The sequence below is a fragment of the Tildeniella sp. genome, assembly GCF_059505325.1.
Map to the genome: position 1 here is coordinate 54,564 of NZ_JCACKI010000073.1, position 18,721 is coordinate 73,284.

Here is an 18,721-nt window from a genome sequence, read left to right on the forward strand (position 1 = left end):
CTCTACATATAGGGTTGCTGAATGCAAGGATAAATTTCCCTCATTCCCGACCCTTCTCCCCAAGAAGAAGGGCGCTAGAAGCCCTGTTCCCTCTCCTTTGGGGAAAGGGCTAGGGTGAGGGTGAATGTAGGCATTCATGCAGCAATTTAGCCGCGCCAGATCTTAATGTCAGGTACTAAACACCGATGCTTCTAATGTCGGCATTGAGAAGTTCTGCGATCGCCTGCCGTTCTGCCGGGGGATGCGATGGTAAAGCCTGACGGGCATCTGTAATCAGCCAGTCGAGGGACGCTGCCTGTACGTCGATCGTGGCTCCCGTCTTGTCAACGCAATAGCGACCAAAGACCAGCTTATCGACCAGTCGCACACCAGGACCGAGACGGGCGTACTCAAAAATGACGCTATTGTCTACGGTTGCTCCGCTGCAAATCCAGCAGTTAGGACCAATCATGGTCGGTCCAATAATGGTTGCTCCATCTTCAATGTGGGTCATGCCACCAATGTAAACAGGACCCTGAATATCCACTTTATCCCAATTGACCGACACGTTTAGCCCTGTATAAATCCCCGGTGCCACTTGCCGACCGGGAATCTCGACATTTTTAACTTCGCCGTTTAAGACACTCCGGATGGCTCGCCAATAGTCGGGAGTTTTGCCGATATCGACCCATTCAAAATCCATCGGCACACCGTAGAATGGCGCTCCTTTTTCCACTAGCTTCGGGAAAAGCTGACTACCAATGTCGTACTCTTCGCCAGCGGGAATGTAGTCAAAAATTTCTGGCTCAAAAATATAGATTCCAGTGTTAATGCAGTTACTGAGTGCTTCCTCAACGGTCGGCTTTTCCTGAAAGGCTTGAATGCGACCCTCATCATCGGTAACCACAACACCATAGCTAGGCACTTCTTCTTGAGGCACTGTTTTCATGACGATCGTGGCGATCGAACCCTTGGCGCGATGCCACTTGACAGCCGCCGTCAGATCCAGGTCAATCAGCGCGTCACCACAAAGGACAACAAATGTATCGTCGAAAAAGGGGGAAAAGTCTTGAATCCGTCGCATTCCACCCGCCGAGCCGATCGCCTCGCCGACGAGTTCGCCGTCAACAATGCGCCCTTCAAACGAGTAAGCAATTTGCACGCCAAAATGCTGACCATCACGAAAATAGCTTTCAATTTCGCTCGCTAGATGGCTCACGTTGACCATAATTTCGTTGAACCCGTGCTGCCGCAGCAGCTCAAGCAAAAACTCCATCACGGGTTTTTGCAGAATCGGGATCATGGGCTTTGGAATCGTATACGTGATCGGACGCACACGTGTGCCCTTACCGGCTGCCAGGATCATGGCTTTCATAGATCGTTCATCTCCCCAAACCTTCGCCACTGAATATTGGCTGACTATGTTTAACGCCTAAAGGCACTGCCCGCCATGGCGGCTCTATGCTGATGCTAGGTGATTTTCAGGCTGAGTCAAAGTAAACCAGGTTACTCTTCGTAAAGCCCTAGTGAAACAAGGCTCATGCTTCATCACATCTACAGTTAAGTTTTGTTGCAAACGCACGGATGCCGTTCTTCAAGGGCGATCGCGCGTTTTTCGTAACATCAAGCTTGTGTTAACCGCAATGTTAACAAACTTAATCGGGTGAAGCACGTGCTGCCCAGTCCGTCAGTTCGGCTAGCCCCTGCTCTGAAAGGAGTTGCACTTTGAGATCCTGGTAAAACTCCTCTTGTGCCAGTTCTACCTTGGATTGTGCCGATAGCAGCAGTAGCGCCCAAAAAACACCGACTCGATCGTGGGTCGCATTGCCATCATGCGGATCGTGAGGAATGCCTATTTTATAATCGCTTGCCTGTGACCACAGCTCTAACAGCAAGTCAAAATCAATCCAGTTTTCTTGCTTTGCAAAGGTTTGCCAGTGGTCGATGAAAAATTGTTCAAGCGCCACTGCCATCTCAGACAAATTTTCCTGGTGGGCAAGCTGAGCGATCGCGCGGACTGCCTGACTGCGAGACTGCTGCCGGGGACGACGCGCCCGTGCTCGTGGAGTCGGATCATCTAAAGCGGTGGCGATCGTTCGCAACTGGTCGATCAGTTCTTTAAGGGTGACTCGTCGCCGTTGGGGTGGTTGGGCAACCGCACGACGACGAATCTGGCGCTCCAGGTTAGCGGGTAACGAAGAGCCATTCCCCCCGTCTGGATCGAGCGCTATTTCTTCATCGCCATCGATCGCAGCCGCTGGTTCTGGTTGAGATAAACTATCGGCTTTCAGCAGCACCAACATCGATGCATACAAAAACGCTTGCCCTGATTGGGATAGCGTGGCTTCATACGGTTCGCTGCCACTACTCAACGGTGCCAATGTACTCAAAAAGCGATCGATAACCTCAATGACTTTGACATCCCACGGATCAATCTCGCCCCGTTCTGCCAGGTCAATAAGAAAGGCGATCGCGTCCTGTGCAAGAGAAAGGGGCATGAATGAACCTACCGAAGAGAAATGCGGGCAAACCAGACTGCTGCAATCACAATCAAAACCAGCAGCAGTAACGGCACCCAAAGACTCCAGTAGTTAAGCGGTGTAATCAGGTCAGCAGCCGTCATTTCTTGTATGCTAACTCAGAGGGAAAAGGGTGAGAGAAATCAGGGGCGAAAAGCTGTTCACCCCTACTAGATGCTAACAGCCTCTTACTGAGCGTAAGCGCCTGTCTCAGCCTCTTGCGTGGTATCTTGATGAGGTTTGGCAGCCGGAAGCAGTCGTTGCTGTTCTTCAATTTCCGCTTTGTAGCGCTCGACATTTTCCTCTAGCTCCTGAATACGAACATCTCTGACCCGCAGATCCTTTCGGGAGTCGATCGCTCGCTGAAGCTGTGCCCAAACGCTAAAAACCCATGCCAGAACTGCCCCAACACCCATCGCCATGATGAGTTCCACTGCCAGCGGCGCTTGTAGTTCGATGCCTTGAGCAATCCGAATCACGGCTGGGTCGGTGTTTTCGATGCCAAACAGCACAAGAGCCAAACAAATCACGAAGATGATGACAAAGTTGATTTGTCGCATACTTAAATTCCTACACTTGCGATAGATTGCCTCTGCCCAGAGCTTGGGAAAAGCCTCGGTCTAAACTCTAGCTGAACCATAGCTGTTCTCAGCCGTTCACTCTCAGACAGGCTGATCAAATTTGTAGCAGACAAGACGGCAAATCGGTGATGTCGATCGATTGTTTTTAGCCTTCCGAGTTGGATCGTTACCTCTGTTCTCGTTCCTAAAGCGGCGGGGTTTTTGCACTAATATTGGTCGTTACAACCTGAGCTTGCTTGCTATACATAGCATCTAAAGTGCCTTTGATTGTACCTGCGATCGGCACGGCAACAATGACACCCAGAAAACCAGCCACTTGCAGCCCGACCAAAAGCGCAATGAAGATGACGATCGGATTAAGCCCGGTAAAGCTGCCCATCATACGCGGTGCGAGGACATTATCGCGAATTTGCTGCATGACGGTGGCAGAAACGCCGACCCAGAAGGCTAAGCCTGGATCTTGCAGCACAATCAGCAGCGTCACTAGTCCAATGCCCAGAGTTGCCCCGATAAACGGGATCAATTCGGCAACGCCGATCAAGAGAGCAAATAAGAGCGCAAACGGTACTTTGAGCACCAAAAAGATTGGAATCAGCACGGCTGTCATGAAGATGGCTAACAGCAGTTGACTGATAAAAAAGTTTTGAAAATTTAACCGCAATGAAAGGCTTAATGGAAGACCGATGCGTGGTGGTAAAAGATGAATCAGTCCGTTCCAGAGGCGATCGCCATACAGCAGCATGTAAAACGCCAGCACTAGTACCAAAATCCCGTCAATTAACCCGCTAACCGTGCCTAACGCCACACTCAGCGCCTGTGCCGCCAGGGTTTGAAGCTGACTTTCAATTTGACCATTAATACGCCCGGTGATCCCCTGCAAATCGAGAGGCAGATTGCGTGCCTTTGCCCAACTATCGAACGCTTGCAGATTATCACGGCTGGCTTCTAATGATGCAGGAATACGCTCGAGTAACTGAGTCGTTTGCTGGATGAGGAGCGGTACGAGTGTCAACCCCGCCAGCAGCAGCAGCGTGAAGGTTACCAGTAGAACAATGATGACTGCCTGTGGTCTGGTCATCCGGGCACGTTCAAAGAACTGCACCGAATAATTTAGCAAGAATGCCAGAATCGCCGCGATCGCTAACAGCGTAATCAGATGCTCAAAGTAACGAAAAACCTGAGTCAGCAGCCAGACGTTTAACGCCACGATCGGACCGCTCAAACCGAAAATGAATAAACGCTGGAGTTTGGCTGAACGGTGCATCGCAAAACCTATCGCAAAGGTTTTCTAGCAGAAGTGTACAACCCAACTTGCCATAAAGCGACTCATTCTAGATCTAGCAAGAGACAGTCTTTCATCTGGTAAACCGCTAGTGCCTCACGACAGAGGCTTACACCCGTGTTGTCAATGGGTTGCTTAACGCAGTGCTTGCGGGATAGAAGTCACGCGATCGCTTGTACTTAGGGGTTACAGGTGGCACTACTAGAATACAACCATGACTGATGATTACAACTGCCGTACAGCCTGTAGAGAGGGCAAAACAGAGCATGAGTGTGTCACTTTGCGTTGCTACAGATTTCCAAAGCCTTTTTTCTTCTTGTCCTTTTTCTTCTTGTTACTTCCTGTCGCATAACCGCGCCAGCCCGGTTGAGGTGAACGGTTACCGCTGGGAGCAGCGCCCATACCGGGCATTCCTGGCATTCCACCCATACCGGGCATCCCGCCCATACCGGGGAAGCGTCCTTGCCCCATTTGCTGCATGAGCGATCGCATTTTTTGGAAATCACTCACCAGCTTGCTCACATCGCTTTCGCCATAGCCAGCACCCCGCGCCACACGACGACGACGGCTCGGTGAACCCGACAGCAGTTCAGGATTCTTGCGTTCCTGAACGGTCATAGAGCCGATCATCGCTTCGGCACGTTTGAGTTGCTTTTCGCCCTGCTGGAGCTGTTCATCACTGATCTTGCCCATTCCAGGGAGCATTTTCATGATCCCGCCCAGCGAACCCATATTTTTGAGCATCCGGGTTTGCTTGAGAAAATCGGTGAAGTCGAACTTGGCAGAGAGAATTTTCTCCTGCATTTTTTCGGCATCTGCCAGGTCTACTTCTTCTTGCGCCTTCTCGACGAGGGTGAGGACATCACCCATACCCAGAATGCGCGATGCCATGCGATCGGGATAAAAGGGCTGCAATGCCTCCACTTTTTCGCCCACACCAATAAATTTGATGGGCTGACCGGAGATTTGCCGGACTGAAAGCGCTGCACCACCCCGTGTATCACCGTCCATCTTGGTCAAAATGGCACCCGTAATGCCAATCTGGTCGTGAAAGGTCTGGGTAAGGTTGGCGGCTTCTTGCCCCGTCATGGCATCGACGACCAGCAAGACTTCGTGGGGCTGCACAGTGTTCTTAATCTGCGCCAGTTCTGCCATCATGCTTTCGTCAATTTGCAAGCGTCCGGCAGTGTCGATAATGACGGTATTGATGCCGTCTGCTTTTGCCTTTTCGACCCCCTGACGAGCAATTTCAACGGGGTTCGCATCGTTGCCCAATTCAAAGACGGGTACATCAATTTGCCGACCGAGGGTGATGAGCTGGTCGATCGCCGCTGGGCGGTATACATCCGTTGCCACAAGCAGCGTAGAGCGGTTTTCTTTGCGTAAATGCAGTGCCAGTTTCGCGGTCGCAGTGGTTTTACCCGTGCCCTGCAAACCCGCCATCAAAATGACCGTCGGGGCAGTATCCGCCCTTGCCAGAGGCGCATGATCGCCGCCCATCACCGCTATGAGTTCGTTGTGGACGATTTCGATAAACTGCTGGTCGGGGCGCACTCCGGCAATCACCGCTGCACCCTGTGCCTTGGTTTCGACCGCTGCCACAAAGTCTTTGACAACCTGGAGGTTCACATCCGCTTCGAGCAGCGCCCGTCGCACTTCACGCACTGCGTCTTTGATGTTCGTTTCAGAGATCTTGTCCTGACCGCGCAGCTTTTTCCAGGTAGACTCCAGGCGATCGGAAAGTGCTTCAAACATGGATTTTGCCAGCTAATTAATTGTCCACAATCGTGGCATCGTTGCACGAGAGCGTGCCCGACAGCAAAATGCTGCCTGCTCTTTATCCAGATTAGCGCTTTCGGTTCGCTTGATCCGGTGAATCTCTAAAAAGGCTGAAATAAAGGAGGAGAAGCGTGTTGTTACCCGTTAAGCAAGTACTTAGAAAAACCTTGCAGTAGCCTGGAAGAAGAATTGTTCTGGCAGTGTTAAGCGATCGCCATGAATAACCGCCATGAATAACCGTATGACAAAAAGAAAATGGTTATTGGGGCACACTAGCGTCTAGCGACCTGAAGTGTTACTCACCTTGCAAGTGTTCATCAATTTGAGGCAAACTACCATGCATTCTTCTGAGTCAGTGACGAATATGCCCTTGAACGAGCATGAAGCCGTGACTCAGAGTGTTAGCACGTTGATTCAATCGCCCGATCGCCCAACCGTTGAACCAGAATCGCCGTCAACGACTTTGACCGTTCAGCCAGAGATCGCCTCTGCTCCAGCAGATACCTACGCCTGGTTAAGCTATTTTCAGCAGTGCAGTCGGCTCCTTATTGCCACGATCGACCCGACGACGATGACGTTGCACTACGCTAATGATTACTTCTGTCAGCTTCTGGGGCTGACCACCACAGGCGCACAGGGAGAATTGGGGCAGGTACTCCAGCACTTGCTGAATGAAGCAGACAACGGGGCAATCCAGCGGCTGTATCGCCGACATCTACTGCATCGAGTGCTGCAACAGTTTTATCACGTCGATTTGCAAGGTTCTCGCTTGCTAGACGAACCCGTGATGATTTCGCTGCGAAGCCCGCTACACCCTGAACCACGCTACGTTGAGTTCTGGTTGCGCTCCGATCAACTGCAACTTACGCGCCTAAACACACAAGTTGATGATGCGGCGCTGAGTCTTCAAGCAATGGCGCTACCTGCGATCGAAGCTGCCCTGGCTGATCCCATGCAGTGCGAACGACTCGAACAGCAGCTAGAGTATTACCAGACCGAAGGTTGGCTGCTGCTGGAAGGACTGGACGTAACCGAACGAGAGATTATCCGCCGCATCACGCAACTGCTGATCGATCGCGATTCCATTCTGCGTACCCATAAATTTAGCGAACTGAATCAGCAACTGCGATCGCTCTTTCGCGCCCAGAATACGCTGTTACTGAGTATTGAAACCGATCAGGTGCGGTTGTTTATGGGATCGTTAAGCGACGAGCCACACACAACGCTATATCCTCTAGAGTCGTTGCAAGAGTCCCATTTCATGCACGCTCTCCGCACCAATCAGGTGTATGCCGTTGCTGATTTGGCTCAAGATCCCCGCACCGATGGCGGACGGCAACTGCTCAAAATGGGTGTGCGCTCTTTGTTGCTCATCCCGCTGCTGGCACCCAGTATTGGCACAGGCGATCAGGAAGGCGCTGCATTAGACCCTAGCGCTCCGCTTCAAGCTGCAAGCCCAGCCCTCAAGCCGCCCGGTGCCGTTGGCGTTGTGGCTCTACTGAGCGATCGACCCTATACGTTTGATGCCTTAGACCGTCGCCATGCCGAGCAGCTCATTCCTGCCTTCACGCGATCGCTGACGACTGCCCAGCGGCAACTGGTACAACAGCGGTTGATTACCAACATTCACCCCGCTGTCGAGTGGCGCTTTTTGCAGGAAGCCGAGCGTCGGGGCATGGGCTTACCACCAGAGCCGATCGCGTTCACCAACGTGTATCCCCTGTACGGTATTTCCGATATTCGAGGCTCGTCTAACGAACGCAATCTTGCCATTCAAGCCGATTTGCTGGAGCAGTTTCATCTCGCGCTGACCGTCGTTGATTCTGCCTGCAACGCCAAAGCAACAGCGCTAGGCGAACAACTGCGGTTGGATTTGCTGGAACACATTCGCCAGATGCAGGAAGGCGTGACGGTCGATGCTGAAGTAAGTCGTCTGCGCTATCTGCGTGACCATCTAGAAATTTACTTTGACTATTTTGCACAATGCGGGGAAACGGCGATCGCAGCGATCAACGCCTACCATGAGGCTTGCGCCAACGATCACGAATGCGTCTATCGAGCGCGAACCCACTATGACAACATGGTAAATACCATCAACGTGCTACTACGGGAAACCTGGGAGCGCTGGCAGGAAGCAATGCAGCGGATCACGCCTCACTACTGCGACATTGAGGCAACCGATGGGATCGATCACATGCTTTATGCTGGGGCATCGATCGACCTTAAATTTGGCAGCTTTCAACTCCGAAGTCTACGCTATGAGCAGCTTCGTGCCGTCTGTGACTGTGCCAGAACTGCTTTTCGCCTGCTCGAAAAGCACAGTACCCATATGCAAGTGACGCATCTTGTTCTCGTGCAGGATGCAACCGTTGACATTTTCCACGACGAAACTACAGAGCGCATGTTTGACGTGCGCGGGAGCCGCGATACCCGCTACGAAATCGTCAAAAAGCGAATTGATAAGGCGATCGACGAACAAACCAATACTCGCATCACGCAACCGGGAATGCTCACCCTGGTCTTTTCTACCGAGGAAGAGTGGGCAGAATATCAGCAATATCTCCGCTACCTGATGCGTGAAGGCTGGGTGGATAGTCAGATCGATCGCGGCACTGTGCAGCCACTCCAAGGTGTATCGGGGCTAAAGTATGCCCGCGTTCGCATCCTGCCGGGCGATGACGACGATCTACCGCTAAACTGAGACCTTTGTTAGCAGAAGTAACCATACGCTAGGAGCCGTTGCTGAAAGACGAGTAGTTGAAACTAAGATGACAGATTAGCACCAGTTCGCTGACCTTAATCTAAGCTACAGTTTCTCTCTGGGTTTAGTGTGACAGAAGCGACTCAGGCAACGCCCGCCACTCTCACAGCGCATCGGTAAAGGAGTGCAAGCCACTACCTCAAGCCAAACAGTACGATCGCCGCTCTTGTAGGGTGCGTTACTACAAAGTAAACGCACCATTGCATTGGACACCCAAATTTACCTCTCTTGAAGCTTGCGGAGAAACATTCTCGTTTGCGCTGAGTTATTTAGCTCAGCATCAGGGATATATTACTCCAGTGCAGTAGTCTGCCCGGTTTCTACCGATCGCCGTGCTGCCTCTATTACCTTTAAAATGTGCAAACTTGCTTCGGACAGGACGTAGATAAGTTGTCAAGCTGATGACATCAATGTGTTGAAACTGATGCCATGATCAGAACCAAAACGATGTAAGCGCCTTTCTAATAATAGCCGTCATGCCGGAACCGAATCGACTCACTGTTGACTTCACTCAGGAAAGTGAGGTTTTGCAGGTCTTAGCACGACCACCGCTGCTGACAAGCCAGGACTTTGCGTGGGATGGTATTTACCTCCAGCAGCACCGCCAACCTGCCTGGGAAACACCTGAGTACGCCCATACCCGGCATATGCTGATGGTTCACGAAGCTGACTGTGAGGTGCAGTCGGAGCGGGTGTTGGATGGGCGCAGACAGAGTGAAGTGCTTAGCTCCCCACAGGTGGTGCTTGTGCCAGCAACCGTGCAGCATCAGGCAGTCTGGGATCGTGAAGGGAGTTTTACCTTACTGTTTCTTGAGCCTGATCATCTCGCCCAGGTGGCTTATGAAGCGGTGAATGTCGATCGCATTGAACTCATCCCTCAGTTTGCCACCCCTGATCCACTCATTTACCAAATTGGGCAGGCGCTTAAGTCTGAAATAACCTCAAACGGGGTAGGCAGTCGGCTCTTTGTCGATTCACTAACGACAGCACTCTCCATCCATCTGCTGCGATCGTATTCCACCTGGCAGCAGCCTTTACAAGAGTACCGGGGCTTATCTCAGCGCAAGTTGCAGCAGGCGATCGACTACATTAACGACCATCTCGATCAAGAGCTTAGCTTAGCCGCGATCGCCCGTGAGCTAGACATGAGCCAGTACTACTTTGCCCGCTTGTTTAAGCAGTCGATGGGCATTTCGCCGTATCAGTACGTCTTGCAACAGCGAATCGAGCGGGCAAAGGTATGGCTCAAGAGCAGCGCTTTGTCGATGAGTGCGATCGCGCATCGTGTTGGCTTCGCGGATCAAAGTCAATTCACCGTTCAGTTTCGCAAGTTTACAGGCATAACGCCCAGGGCATATCGAGAGCGCCTGTAAGGAACTGCTGCCACCGCAAGATTGCCATAAAAAACGCAAGAATCAATCGTGACGACTGAGGGTTGTGTCTCCTACTCTTCAAAAAGCGTTACAGAGAGCACTTATGAAGATCTGCGATGGTCAGCTTGGTATCGAGCAATCAGATGCTCCAACAAAGACCACCGATAGCAATGCGGCAACCACATCTACCGCAGTCCGCCCAGACTTTCCCATTTCGCTTAAGAAGCTGTATATCAATGGCGAGTGGCGCGATTCCGCCAGCAGCAAGACGTTTCCGGTCATTGACCCCACCACTGAAGCAGAAATCGCTCAGCTTGCCGAGGGCACGGTTGAAGATGTCGAAGCTGCGGTCGAAGCGGCAAATAGTGCGTTTGAGTCAGATTGGGGTGAGTTGAGTGGACACGATCGCGGCGAAATTCTGTGGAGAGTTGGCGACCTGTTCCACAAATACGGTGAGGAACTTGCTTTTCTGCAAGCTAAAGAAATGGGGCGGCTGTTTACCGATTCGATGAGTGTAGACATTCCCCACCTTGCTAAGATGTTTCACTACTACGCAGGCTGGGCAAGCAAGATTGAAGGTTCGGTGAAGCAAACCACCAAAGGTCTACACACCTATACCCTGCGCGAACCGCTGGGGGTTGTCGCTGCCATCACACCGTTCAATTTTCCACTCATTCTTTCCATTAGCAAGTTTGCCCCTGCCCTTGCGGCGGGTAATACGCTCATCCACAAGCCTGCATCGGCAACGCCCCTTTCAGCGCTGAAAGTCGCTCAAATCATGGCAGAAGCGGGTGTGCCGCCCGGTGTGTTTAACGTTGTACCCGGTCCCGGTGGCACCGTTGGCAATGCCCTCTCCACTCATCCCGGCATTGAAAAGGTAGCGATTACAGGGTCTACTGCCAGCGGGATTCGGGTGATCAAAGACTCGGCAGATACCTTGAAGCATTTGACGATGGAGTTGGGCGGCAAGAGTGCCAACATCATTTTTGCCGATGCCGATCTGGATGCCGCAACCCAAACCGCGTATGACGGGATGTTCTACAACAAGGGTGAAATCTGCTATGCCGGGTCGCGCATGTTGGTGGAGCGATCGATCTATGACGAAGTAGTTGATCGCGTTCGGCAGCGTGCCCTAGACACTAAACCGGGCGATCCACTGGATTCAACCAGCCAGATGGGTCCGATCGCCAACAAGAGTGAATACGATAAAGTCCTCAGCTACATGGAAGTGGGTAAGCAAGATGGTGCCCGTCTCGTTGCAGGGGGCAAAGCCGCAGACATTGGCACAGGTAAAGGTTACTTTGTCGAGCCGACGGTGTTTGCAGATGTCAACAGTGAAATGACGATCGCCCGCGAAGAGTCCTTTGGTCCGATTCTTGCCATCATTCCCTTTGATGGGTTTGACGATGCCATTCGCATTGCCAACAGCAACCAGTATGGCTTGGCATCTGGGGTGCATACCCGCGACATCAAAAAGGCACACAAAGCAGCGGCACGGTTAAAAGCAGGCACGGTTTGGGTGAACACCTACGGTCATTTTGATCCGTCTGCGCCGTTTGGTGGCTACAAGATGAGCGGCTATGGGCGAGAGCAAGGCTGGGAAGCGCTGGAGTTCTACCTGCAAACGAAGACTGTGTGGGTAGACCTGTCCTGAAGCGATCGCGACGATTGAGCTAAGAGGACGTTTTAAAAGTCCAGATGCTTGTAGCATTGGCGACTGAAGTCGCGGCTACAGAGGCAAAACCTGCCGTTGCAGGTGATAAAACCCTTACTCTGCGGTCGTCCGCGCAGGCGGACTTTGTTTACGTAGTCGCGGTTTTAACCGCCAGACACTTTTCAAACAACCTCTAAGACCAAACCCCTGAAACCTTTAATTCATGAATCATCTCAAGAGCTTACGCGACTACATTGAGGCGCTGGCTGCAATCGGTGAAGTCCAGGAAATTGATCGAGCGGTCAATTGGCAGTTGGAGATCGGCGCAATTGCTCGTCGCTGCTACGAAACCGGAGCGCCCGCGCCATTGTTCAACACAATCAAGGGAATCGAGAAGGGCTTTCGGGTTTTAGGCGCACCTGGAGGAGTCAGCCGCCAGCCCAGACTCTACCTTTCCCGTATCGCGCTATCGCTGGGGTTGCCTCCAGACTCAACGGGTAGGGAGATCATTGCAGCACTCGTTCAGGCACGATCGCGATCGTTGCTTCCACCTCAGTTGGTTGCAACAGGCGCTTGTAAAGAGAACATCCTAATTGGCGATGAGGTTGATCTCTTGCGCTTACCCACTCCACTCCTGCATGACGGTGATGGCGGACGCTATCTCAATACTTTTGGCATCATCGTTGCTCAAACCCCGGATAAACGCTGGACAAATTGGTCGATCGCCCGCACCATGCTGGTCGATCGCAATCGGATGGCAGGCATCATTGCGCCTAATCAGCATATCGGGATGGTGCGGCAAACCTGGCTCGACATCAACAAACCTATGCCGTTTGCACTGGCGCTAGGGGTCGAACCCTTCTTGCCCTTTGTGGGCGGGATGCCTTTACCAGATTATGTGAGCGAGGCGGATTATGCGGGTGCCTACTTTGGTGAGCCGATCGACGTTGTACAGTGTGAAACGGTTGATTTGCAAGTGCCTGCAACCGCAGAAATTGTACTTGAGGGGACGATCGCGATCGCTGACACCGTGCCCGAAGGACCAATGGGAGAATACGCAGGCTACCTCTGGACTGGACAAAGCAGCCCCAAGCCTGTGTATCACGTCACGGCAATGACCTATCGCAATCAGCCCATTCTGCCCATTTCGGTCGCAGGTGAACCTGTAGAGGAAAATCATACGGCTTGGGGGGTGCCCAACGCTGCCGAAATTGTTTATACTCTCCGCACAGCAGGCTATCCGGTTGCGATGGCATGGAGTCCGTTTGAGAGCGCTAACCACTGGTACGCGATCGCGATGGAGCGAAACTGGCGACAACAGATGCCCAACACCAGCGCCTCTGAACTTTGTTACAAGCTGGGTGAGGTTTTGTTCAAAACCAAAGCAGGGATGGGTACACCAAAATACATCGTGGTAAACGACGACATCGACATTACCAACACTCAAGAAGTAGTCTGGGCGTTTGCTACCCGCAATTATCCTGGCAGTAAAGGCGAAGTCATCTTTAACGATGAAGCCACCAACCCACTCGTGGCGTTTCTTGAACAAAGCGAAAAGATGTCCATGCACACAACGAAAGTGATCTACAACTGCTTGCCACCTGACGAGTGGGGTGACAAACTGCCACAGCGTAGTTCGTTCACGGGTGCCTACCCCAAAGACCTACAGGAGCGCATCTTGCAAAACTGGCAAGCCTATGGGTTTCATAGCTAATCCGACGAGAGCAGAGTTGGAAGCGCTAGAGTTTGACCTCAAGATACAAACCGTATGAGTAAGACTTGACATGGCTGTTCTGTATGACGGCACTTTAGAGGATGTTTAAAAAGTCCTTCTGTTAGTAGCAAAAAGCTAGATCCCCCTCAATCCCCCTTCAAAAGGGGGACGACAAAAGCCTTTCCCCCCCTTTTTAAGGGGGGCTAGGGGGGATCGCTGAGTGCTTAACGCTACAGACCATACCTTTTCAAACACCCTCTTAGGCTTAGTTTCGCTGCAAAATCAATGAGGCAATTATGACGACCGAACTTGAAACGCAAAATCTGGCTGTTGCCCGTACGTTTATTGAGCAATTTCTTGGCAAAGGTGACATGAGTATGGCTGAAGCAGTGCTAGATGAAAATGTGCAGGCGATTACTGGGCTAAAGCCAACAGGTCCCATTGATGGGCGTGAAGAGTACAAGCAAGTATTTAGTGCCTTTTACGATGCCTTTCCACCTGTTTCTGACCTGGTGATAGAAGATATTTTTGCGGCAAACGATCGCGTGGTGGTTCGCTTTCGATCGCCACAAAAACATACCAAAGATTTTTTTGGTGTGCCTGCAACGGGACGAATCATTACCTTGATTGAGGCACACATCATGCGTTTACGTGATGGCAAGATTGTTGAGAATGTCGTCAGCGCAACGAACCTGGAGTTTGAAATGCTGCTGGCTCCAGTGCTAACACCACTAATTCTTAAATAAGCATGAGACGAACGTGGAATCGTACAAACAAACGGTATGAATAGATTGACAAGAAGGAGAAACAATCATGAGTAAAGTTAAAAATGTTGTGTTGGTTCACGGTTTTTGGGCAGATGGGTCTTGTTACAGTGAAATAATTCCGACCTTGTTGGCGGAAGGGTACGAAGTGATTGCTGTTCAAAACCCGCTTACCTCACTAGCTGATGACGTTACCGCGACGAAACGCGCTTTAGCCCGCATCGAAGGTCAATGTCTTTTAGTTGGTCATTCGTGGGGCGGTTTTGTCATTACTGAAGCCGGAAATGATGAACGAGTTTCTGGTTTAGTTTATATTGCCGCGCTTGCTCCTGATGCTGGCGAAACTACTATAGATCTGCTGAGCAAGTACGAGCCAGCGCCTGCATCGCAGTATTTTCAAGAACAAGACGGCTTTATTTGGCTTTCCAAAGAAGGCATACAAAAAACGTTTGCAGACGACCTCGTAGCAGAACAATCAGCATTGATATACACGACTCAAATTGCGCCATCAGTATCGTTGCTAGGAGCGAAAGTAGATTCTCCGGCATGGAGAAATAAGCCGAGTTGGTACATCGTAGCCAGCAATGATCAAGCTGTTCCAACAGAGTTACAGCATGATTCAGCAAAACGAATGGGCGCAACGACGACAGTTGTGGAATCAAGCCACGTTGCAATGATTTCTCACGCAAAGGAAGTTTTGGACGTGATCAGAGAAGCCGCAGCCAATAGCTAGTTCTGAAGCATGGTCGAAGCCATCGAAGCTCAGCGTAGTAAGCGCACGTTTTGGACAAAAATCTACGGTTCGGACTATCCGAAATCTACAACTTTCCCAAATCGAATAGTTGAATCAGGTGCGACTATCCGAAAACTCTAACAGCGCGTTACCAAAACTATCCACTCCATTTTTTAATTGAATCAAATGTAGATGGTGTAGCGGCTGAACGTTTTCACAGTAATTAGAGCCATCAAACTACCAGAAAAACAACCATGAAGATCGGCATTATTGGTGCGGGAAACATGGGTAGTAGCTTAGGCAAATTCTGGGCGCAGAACGGACACCAACTGATGTTCAGCTACTCCCGTGATCCCGCAAAGCTAGAAAAAATTGCCCAATCGATCGGTGATAACGCCACGGTGGGCACACCTGCTGAGGCGGTGCAATTTGCCGATGTGGTCTTGCTGTCAGTGCCCTACGGCGCGATCGACGATGCGCTCAAAGCCGCAGGGTCACTCGACGGTAAGATTCTCTTCAGTTGTGTGAATGCACTGTTGCCTGATATGAGTGGGTTAGCCGTTGGCACCACCACCTCTGCTGCGGAGGAAATTGCTAAACTCGCGCCGGGTGCCCGTGTAGTCGAAGCGCTGCCGCTGTTTGCTGAAGTCTTAAATTCACCATCGCAGCGTTTTGACGACCAGATTGCCACCATCTTTTACACAGGCGACGACCCAGAGGCAAAACAGATTGTAGCCGCTCTCCTGAGTGAAATTGATGTTGAAGTCGTAGATGCTGGCTCACTCAAGAATTCGCGTTTTGTTGAACCGGCTATGTTTTTGCTGGTACAGCTTGCCTATGGTCAACAGTTGGGACAAGTTGCCTTCAAATTACTGAAGCGCTGATGGGAATCAGAATCTATTCAACGACGATCGTCTGCTCGATTTCTGTCGATCGTCGTGCTGCCTCTGCCACTTTCAACGTATACAAACTCGTTTCGGGTGTGACATAAAGCGGTGTACCGTCAATTAAGTAATCCAGCACCATTGCGGTATCTTTCGCAAAGAGACCCTGACGAGTCGCCAGCGCGATCGGTTCTTCGCCCTCTGCCTGCACGAGTAGTCCCTGATCCCCATCAAAAATGAGGGCACCTTTTTCGCCATGTACTTCCATTTTGCGCTCTGGTCGCCACATCGCTTCACCTTTGGCGTAAACCACTTCTGCCAGCAAACCCGACTGAAAACGCAATTGAGCCGTGCAGTAACAGGTTGTGTGGTGGGGATCAGTGGATGCATGGCGATCGCTCAACTGCATCTGACAATTCACAGTTGCTACGGCACCAAACAGATCGATGAAACGATGCAGCCGCGACAAGGCACCCATCAGCGGAAACCCGAATAGCTCTGGGTGATATGTCCAACGTTGGGGTGCGGGACGTTCAGGTTTGATGGTGGCATAGCGGGCGTAAAAGGGTGTGCCGATCGCAGGCAACGAGGCTTTGAGCGCTTGATGCATACCACCTAAAAGCTCAATATGTTCGACGTGCAGCAGTTTGTTTTGAGCGTTTGACAACGCAATCAGATCTGCTGCTTCTGCAACGTCTAGCGCTAAAGGATACTCCACGATGACGTGCTTTCCTGCTTTTAGAGCGGCACGAACGATCGCGCCATGATCTCGATTCACCGTCGCGATGATGATGAGATCGAGGGACGATCGCTGCACGAGTTCTTGCCAGGAGGCGATCGGTTTTGCGTCGTAAGTTTGACTAAACGCCTGGACTACTTCTAACGTATGTCCGGCAACAGCAGCTAATACCGCTCGTGGTTCTGCTTGCAGGGCTTGCGATCGAAGCTTCGCCGCATAACCTGTACCAACTAAACCAACCTGTAGCGGACGCGAAAGAAAGTTAGCCGTTCCAGTCATCAGCAGCGCACTCAATACTCCTGCTATTAAACGTAAACGGTAGATGACTGCTATGCCCGTCGTCTACCATTTACTTTTTGAGTAAGCTGACTGGTTGAGCGTTTTGCAAGATTGTCTCAGCCGCTAGTTAAAGTAGCGCTTAGTAGGCTTTGAAGATACCGCGCAGTTCGCCTGCACGGTTTTGCTTGGTGTGAAGATCCATATAGAGCGTGCCATTAGTCAGTGCTTGCAGTTGTTCCTCGGTCAGTGTGTATTCGCCCATAAACCTGCCGCTGAGTTGATTTGCCGCTGGTTCTACTGTCAACGCATATTGAAACGGTCCGTTTTTTGAGGGTTCGCCTCTGTGGACGTGGATGCCCGATGTAATGTTGGGGTTGGGTGGATTGACGGGATCAGTCGCATAGTCACGGAGCGGGCTGGATAAACCACTATAATCACCACGAATAACCAGGCGATTACCAATCAGAGCTGCTCCTGCTGAACCAAAGGCATAGGTGGATGCAGAAGGCGCGACCGCTTTCCCTGACATCACAGCAACATATCTGACAATGGTTGTGCCAGTAGTTGTGCCAGTCATCGGAGCGGTCTCGGTGGTTGGTGCTGGTGCTGGTTCGGCTTGTGCCAGAAGTACGGTTTCTGCTGCTTGCAGGTGCATTGACAGTTGGGTGGCGATCGCCTCACTTGAGGGCGCGATCGCGGCGCGGTTAAACGTCTTGGTTGAGGCTGACCACAACGTCGCTGTACCCTGACTCATCGCTGGCGTTGAAAGACTCACCAGGATCAGGCAAGTCATGATGCCGAGCATCAGGTTGACAAAACTCTTACTACGTTGACGCATTATAGTTTCCGGTGAAGATGAATGAACGTTAGCGTGCCCCAAAGCCACTCTAAGTTTTGGTTTAAGTGGCTGGCTTGAATTACCAAAGCACCCTTTTTAGCTGTCGTTTGGCGATCGGGGTGTCGATCTGGAGTCAAATTACAGTAGCCCGTTAGCTACAGTACGATCCTTCGCACAGCTTGGATGCACTCCGGTAGAAAGAGTTAGGTCGAGAGCGACCCATTGGTAGGAGCAAGTGAGCCTAATTGAGGCTCGATCAGACGAATGCCCTTTCCTGGTGCCTGTTTGCATCGGTACAAAGTAGAACCTGACGGATCGTTATATAAGCTAACTAGATTAAAACCGATACTTTTATTACGAATACCATTCATCCCACTGATACATTGCCGTTTCTAAAGCCGTTGTTTTCCCGTAGTATCAAGAGTAAAGCTGATTCAGGAAGCAGACTTTATCCACACAGAGCTACAGAGCCAGCTTCCAATGAGCTTAGAGTGCTGTTTCCATTAATTGAGAGGACCACTGCATGGCAACTTTTAAGGTCACGTTAGTCAACGAGGCCGAAGGGCTGAACACAACGATTGAGGTTCCCGAAGACGAGTATATTCTCGATGCTGCTGAAGAGCAGGGGCTTGATCTGCCCTACTCCTGTAGAGCAGGAGCTTGCTCAACTTGTGCTGGCAAGTTGAAGGAAGGCACCGTTGATCAATCTGACCAATCCTTCCTGGATGACGATCAGATTGAAGCTGGCTATGTGCTTACGTGTGTGGCTTATCCCACCTCTGATTGCACCATTATCACGCATCAAGAAGAAGAACTGTACTAGCAGTACACCTTAGCTGTAC

The 18,721-nt window shown here is 51.2% G+C and carries 14 protein-coding genes and 1 pseudogene; 8 read left to right on the forward strand and 7 right to left on the reverse strand.

Annotation, left to right across the window (positions count from 1 at the left end):
• Positions 1–175: 175 nt before the first annotated feature.
• The 5 genes from AC5JO6_RS26280 to ffh form a co-directional block, all read right to left on the reverse strand.
• Entirely contained in the window at positions 176–1,354 is a 1,179-nt protein-coding gene (locus tag AC5JO6_RS26280) for a nucleotidyltransferase family protein (protein ID WP_496084000.1), read from the reverse strand.
• 280 nt (positions 1,355–1,634) lie between these two features.
• Positions 1,635–2,477: a segregation/condensation protein A gene (locus tag AC5JO6_RS26285; protein WP_496084001.1), complete on the reverse strand. Its 843-nt coding sequence runs from the start codon at positions 2,475–2,477 to the stop codon at positions 1,635–1,637.
• Positions 2,478–2,686: 209 nt separating this feature from the next.
• Positions 2,687–3,058 (reverse strand): lipopolysaccharide assembly protein LapA domain-containing protein, encoded by a 372-nt coding sequence (locus tag AC5JO6_RS26290; RefSeq protein ID WP_496084002.1) that lies wholly within the window; start codon positions 3,056–3,058, stop codon positions 2,687–2,689.
• 205 nt (positions 3,059–3,263) lie between these two features.
• Entirely contained in the window at positions 3,264–4,343 is a 1,080-nt protein-coding gene (locus tag AC5JO6_RS26295) for an AI-2E family transporter (protein ID WP_496084003.1), read from the reverse strand.
• A 306-nt stretch (positions 4,344–4,649) separates the two neighbouring features.
• Positions 4,650–6,116 carry a signal recognition particle protein gene (ffh, locus tag AC5JO6_RS26300; RefSeq protein ID WP_496084004.1) on the reverse strand — a complete coding sequence of 489 codons (1,467 nt, stop codon included), beginning with the start codon at positions 6,114–6,116 and terminating at the stop codon, positions 4,650–4,652.
• Positions 6,117–6,477: 361 nt separating this feature from the next.
• Here ffh and AC5JO6_RS26305 point away from each other — a divergent pair, with 361 nt between their 5' ends.
• From AC5JO6_RS26305 to AC5JO6_RS26335, 7 genes and pseudogenes are all read left to right on the forward strand, one after another.
• Positions 6,478–8,841, forward strand: coding sequence for a GAF domain-containing protein (locus tag AC5JO6_RS26305; protein ID WP_496084005.1), 2,364 nt, complete (start codon positions 6,478–6,480; stop codon positions 8,839–8,841).
• A 536-nt stretch (positions 8,842–9,377) separates the two neighbouring features.
• Entirely contained in the window at positions 9,378–10,274 is an 897-nt protein-coding gene (locus AC5JO6_RS26310) for a helix-turn-helix domain-containing protein (protein ID WP_496084006.1), read from the forward strand.
• A gap of 103 nt (positions 10,275–10,377) precedes the next feature.
• Positions 10,378–11,928 (forward strand): aldehyde dehydrogenase family protein, encoded by a 1,551-nt coding sequence (locus tag AC5JO6_RS26315; protein WP_496084007.1) that lies wholly within the window; start codon positions 10,378–10,380, stop codon positions 11,926–11,928.
• Between the two features lie 223 nt (positions 11,929–12,151).
• A complete protein-coding gene (locus tag AC5JO6_RS26320) occupies positions 12,152–13,642 on the forward strand; it encodes a UbiD family decarboxylase (protein ID WP_496084008.1) in 1,491 nt (496 codons plus the stop codon).
• 296 nt (positions 13,643–13,938) lie between these two features.
• Positions 13,939–14,388 (forward strand): ester cyclase, encoded by a 450-nt coding sequence (locus AC5JO6_RS26325; protein ID WP_496084009.1) that lies wholly within the window; start codon positions 13,939–13,941, stop codon positions 14,386–14,388.
• Positions 14,389–14,455: 67 nt separating this feature from the next.
• Complete coding sequence (locus AC5JO6_RS26330) at positions 14,456–15,139, forward strand: alpha/beta fold hydrolase (protein WP_496084010.1); 684 nt, start codon at positions 14,456–14,458, stop codon at positions 15,137–15,139.
• A gap of 251 nt (positions 15,140–15,390) precedes the next feature.
• Positions 15,391–16,023 (forward strand): annotated as a pseudogene (locus tag AC5JO6_RS26335) (NADPH-dependent F420 reductase); the annotation flags it as partial.
• A 13-nt stretch (positions 16,024–16,036) separates the two neighbouring features.
• Here AC5JO6_RS26335 and AC5JO6_RS26340 read toward each other — a convergent pair.
• Both AC5JO6_RS26340 and AC5JO6_RS26345 read right to left on the reverse strand, forming a co-directional pair.
• Entirely contained in the window at positions 16,037–17,041 is a 1,005-nt protein-coding gene (locus tag AC5JO6_RS26340) for a Gfo/Idh/MocA family protein (RefSeq protein ID WP_496084011.1), read from the reverse strand.
• Between the two features lie 139 nt (positions 17,042–17,180).
• On the reverse strand, positions 17,181–17,879 hold the full coding sequence (locus AC5JO6_RS26345; protein ID WP_496084012.1) for a CHRD domain-containing protein: 699 nt from the start codon (positions 17,877–17,879) through the stop codon (positions 17,181–17,183).
• A 523-nt stretch (positions 17,880–18,402) separates the two neighbouring features.
• On the opposite strand from AC5JO6_RS26345, the gene AC5JO6_RS26350 reads away from it, so the two are divergent.
• Positions 18,403–18,702 (forward strand): ferredoxin, encoded by a 300-nt coding sequence (locus tag AC5JO6_RS26350; RefSeq protein WP_496084013.1) that lies wholly within the window; start codon positions 18,403–18,405, stop codon positions 18,700–18,702.
• Positions 18,703–18,721: the final 19 nt, after the last annotated feature.

Excerpts from the sequence above, each read along its gene's own strand:
- AC5JO6_RS26280 (WP_496084000.1), bottom strand. The coding sequence starts at position 1,354 with ATGAAAGCCATGATCCTGGCAGCCGGTAAGGGCACACGTGTGCGTCCG.
- AC5JO6_RS26285 (WP_496084001.1), bottom strand. The coding sequence starts at position 2,477 with ATGCCCCTTTCTCTTGCACAGGACGCGATCGCCTTTCTTATTGACCTG.
- AC5JO6_RS26325 (WP_496084009.1), top strand. The coding sequence starts at position 13,939 with ATGACGACCGAACTTGAAACGCAAAATCTGGCTGTTGCCCGTACGTTT.
- AC5JO6_RS26315 (WP_496084007.1), top strand. The coding sequence starts at position 10,378 with ATGAAGATCTGCGATGGTCAGCTTGGTATCGAGCAATCAGATGCTCCA.
- AC5JO6_RS26295 (WP_496084003.1), bottom strand. The coding sequence starts at position 4,343 with ATGCACCGTTCAGCCAAACTCCAGCGTTTATTCATTTTCGGTTTGAGC.
- AC5JO6_RS26340 (WP_496084011.1), bottom strand. The coding sequence starts at position 17,041 with ATGACTGGAACGGCTAACTTTCTTTCGCGTCCGCTACAGGTTGGTTTA.
- AC5JO6_RS26290 (WP_496084002.1), bottom strand. The coding sequence starts at position 3,058 with ATGCGACAAATCAACTTTGTCATCATCTTCGTGATTTGTTTGGCTCTT.
- ffh (WP_496084004.1), bottom strand. The coding sequence starts at position 6,116 with ATGTTTGAAGCACTTTCCGATCGCCTGGAGTCTACCTGGAAAAAGCTG.
- AC5JO6_RS26320 (WP_496084008.1), top strand. The coding sequence starts at position 12,152 with ATGAATCATCTCAAGAGCTTACGCGACTACATTGAGGCGCTGGCTGCA.
- AC5JO6_RS26350 (WP_496084013.1), top strand. The coding sequence starts at position 18,403 with ATGGCAACTTTTAAGGTCACGTTAGTCAACGAGGCCGAAGGGCTGAAC.
- AC5JO6_RS26345 (WP_496084012.1), bottom strand. The coding sequence starts at position 17,879 with ATGCGTCAACGTAGTAAGAGTTTTGTCAACCTGATGCTCGGCATCATG.
- AC5JO6_RS26330 (WP_496084010.1), top strand. The coding sequence starts at position 14,456 with ATGAGTAAAGTTAAAAATGTTGTGTTGGTTCACGGTTTTTGGGCAGAT.
- AC5JO6_RS26305 (WP_496084005.1), top strand. The coding sequence starts at position 6,478 with ATGCATTCTTCTGAGTCAGTGACGAATATGCCCTTGAACGAGCATGAA.
- AC5JO6_RS26310 (WP_496084006.1), top strand. The coding sequence starts at position 9,378 with ATGCCGGAACCGAATCGACTCACTGTTGACTTCACTCAGGAAAGTGAG.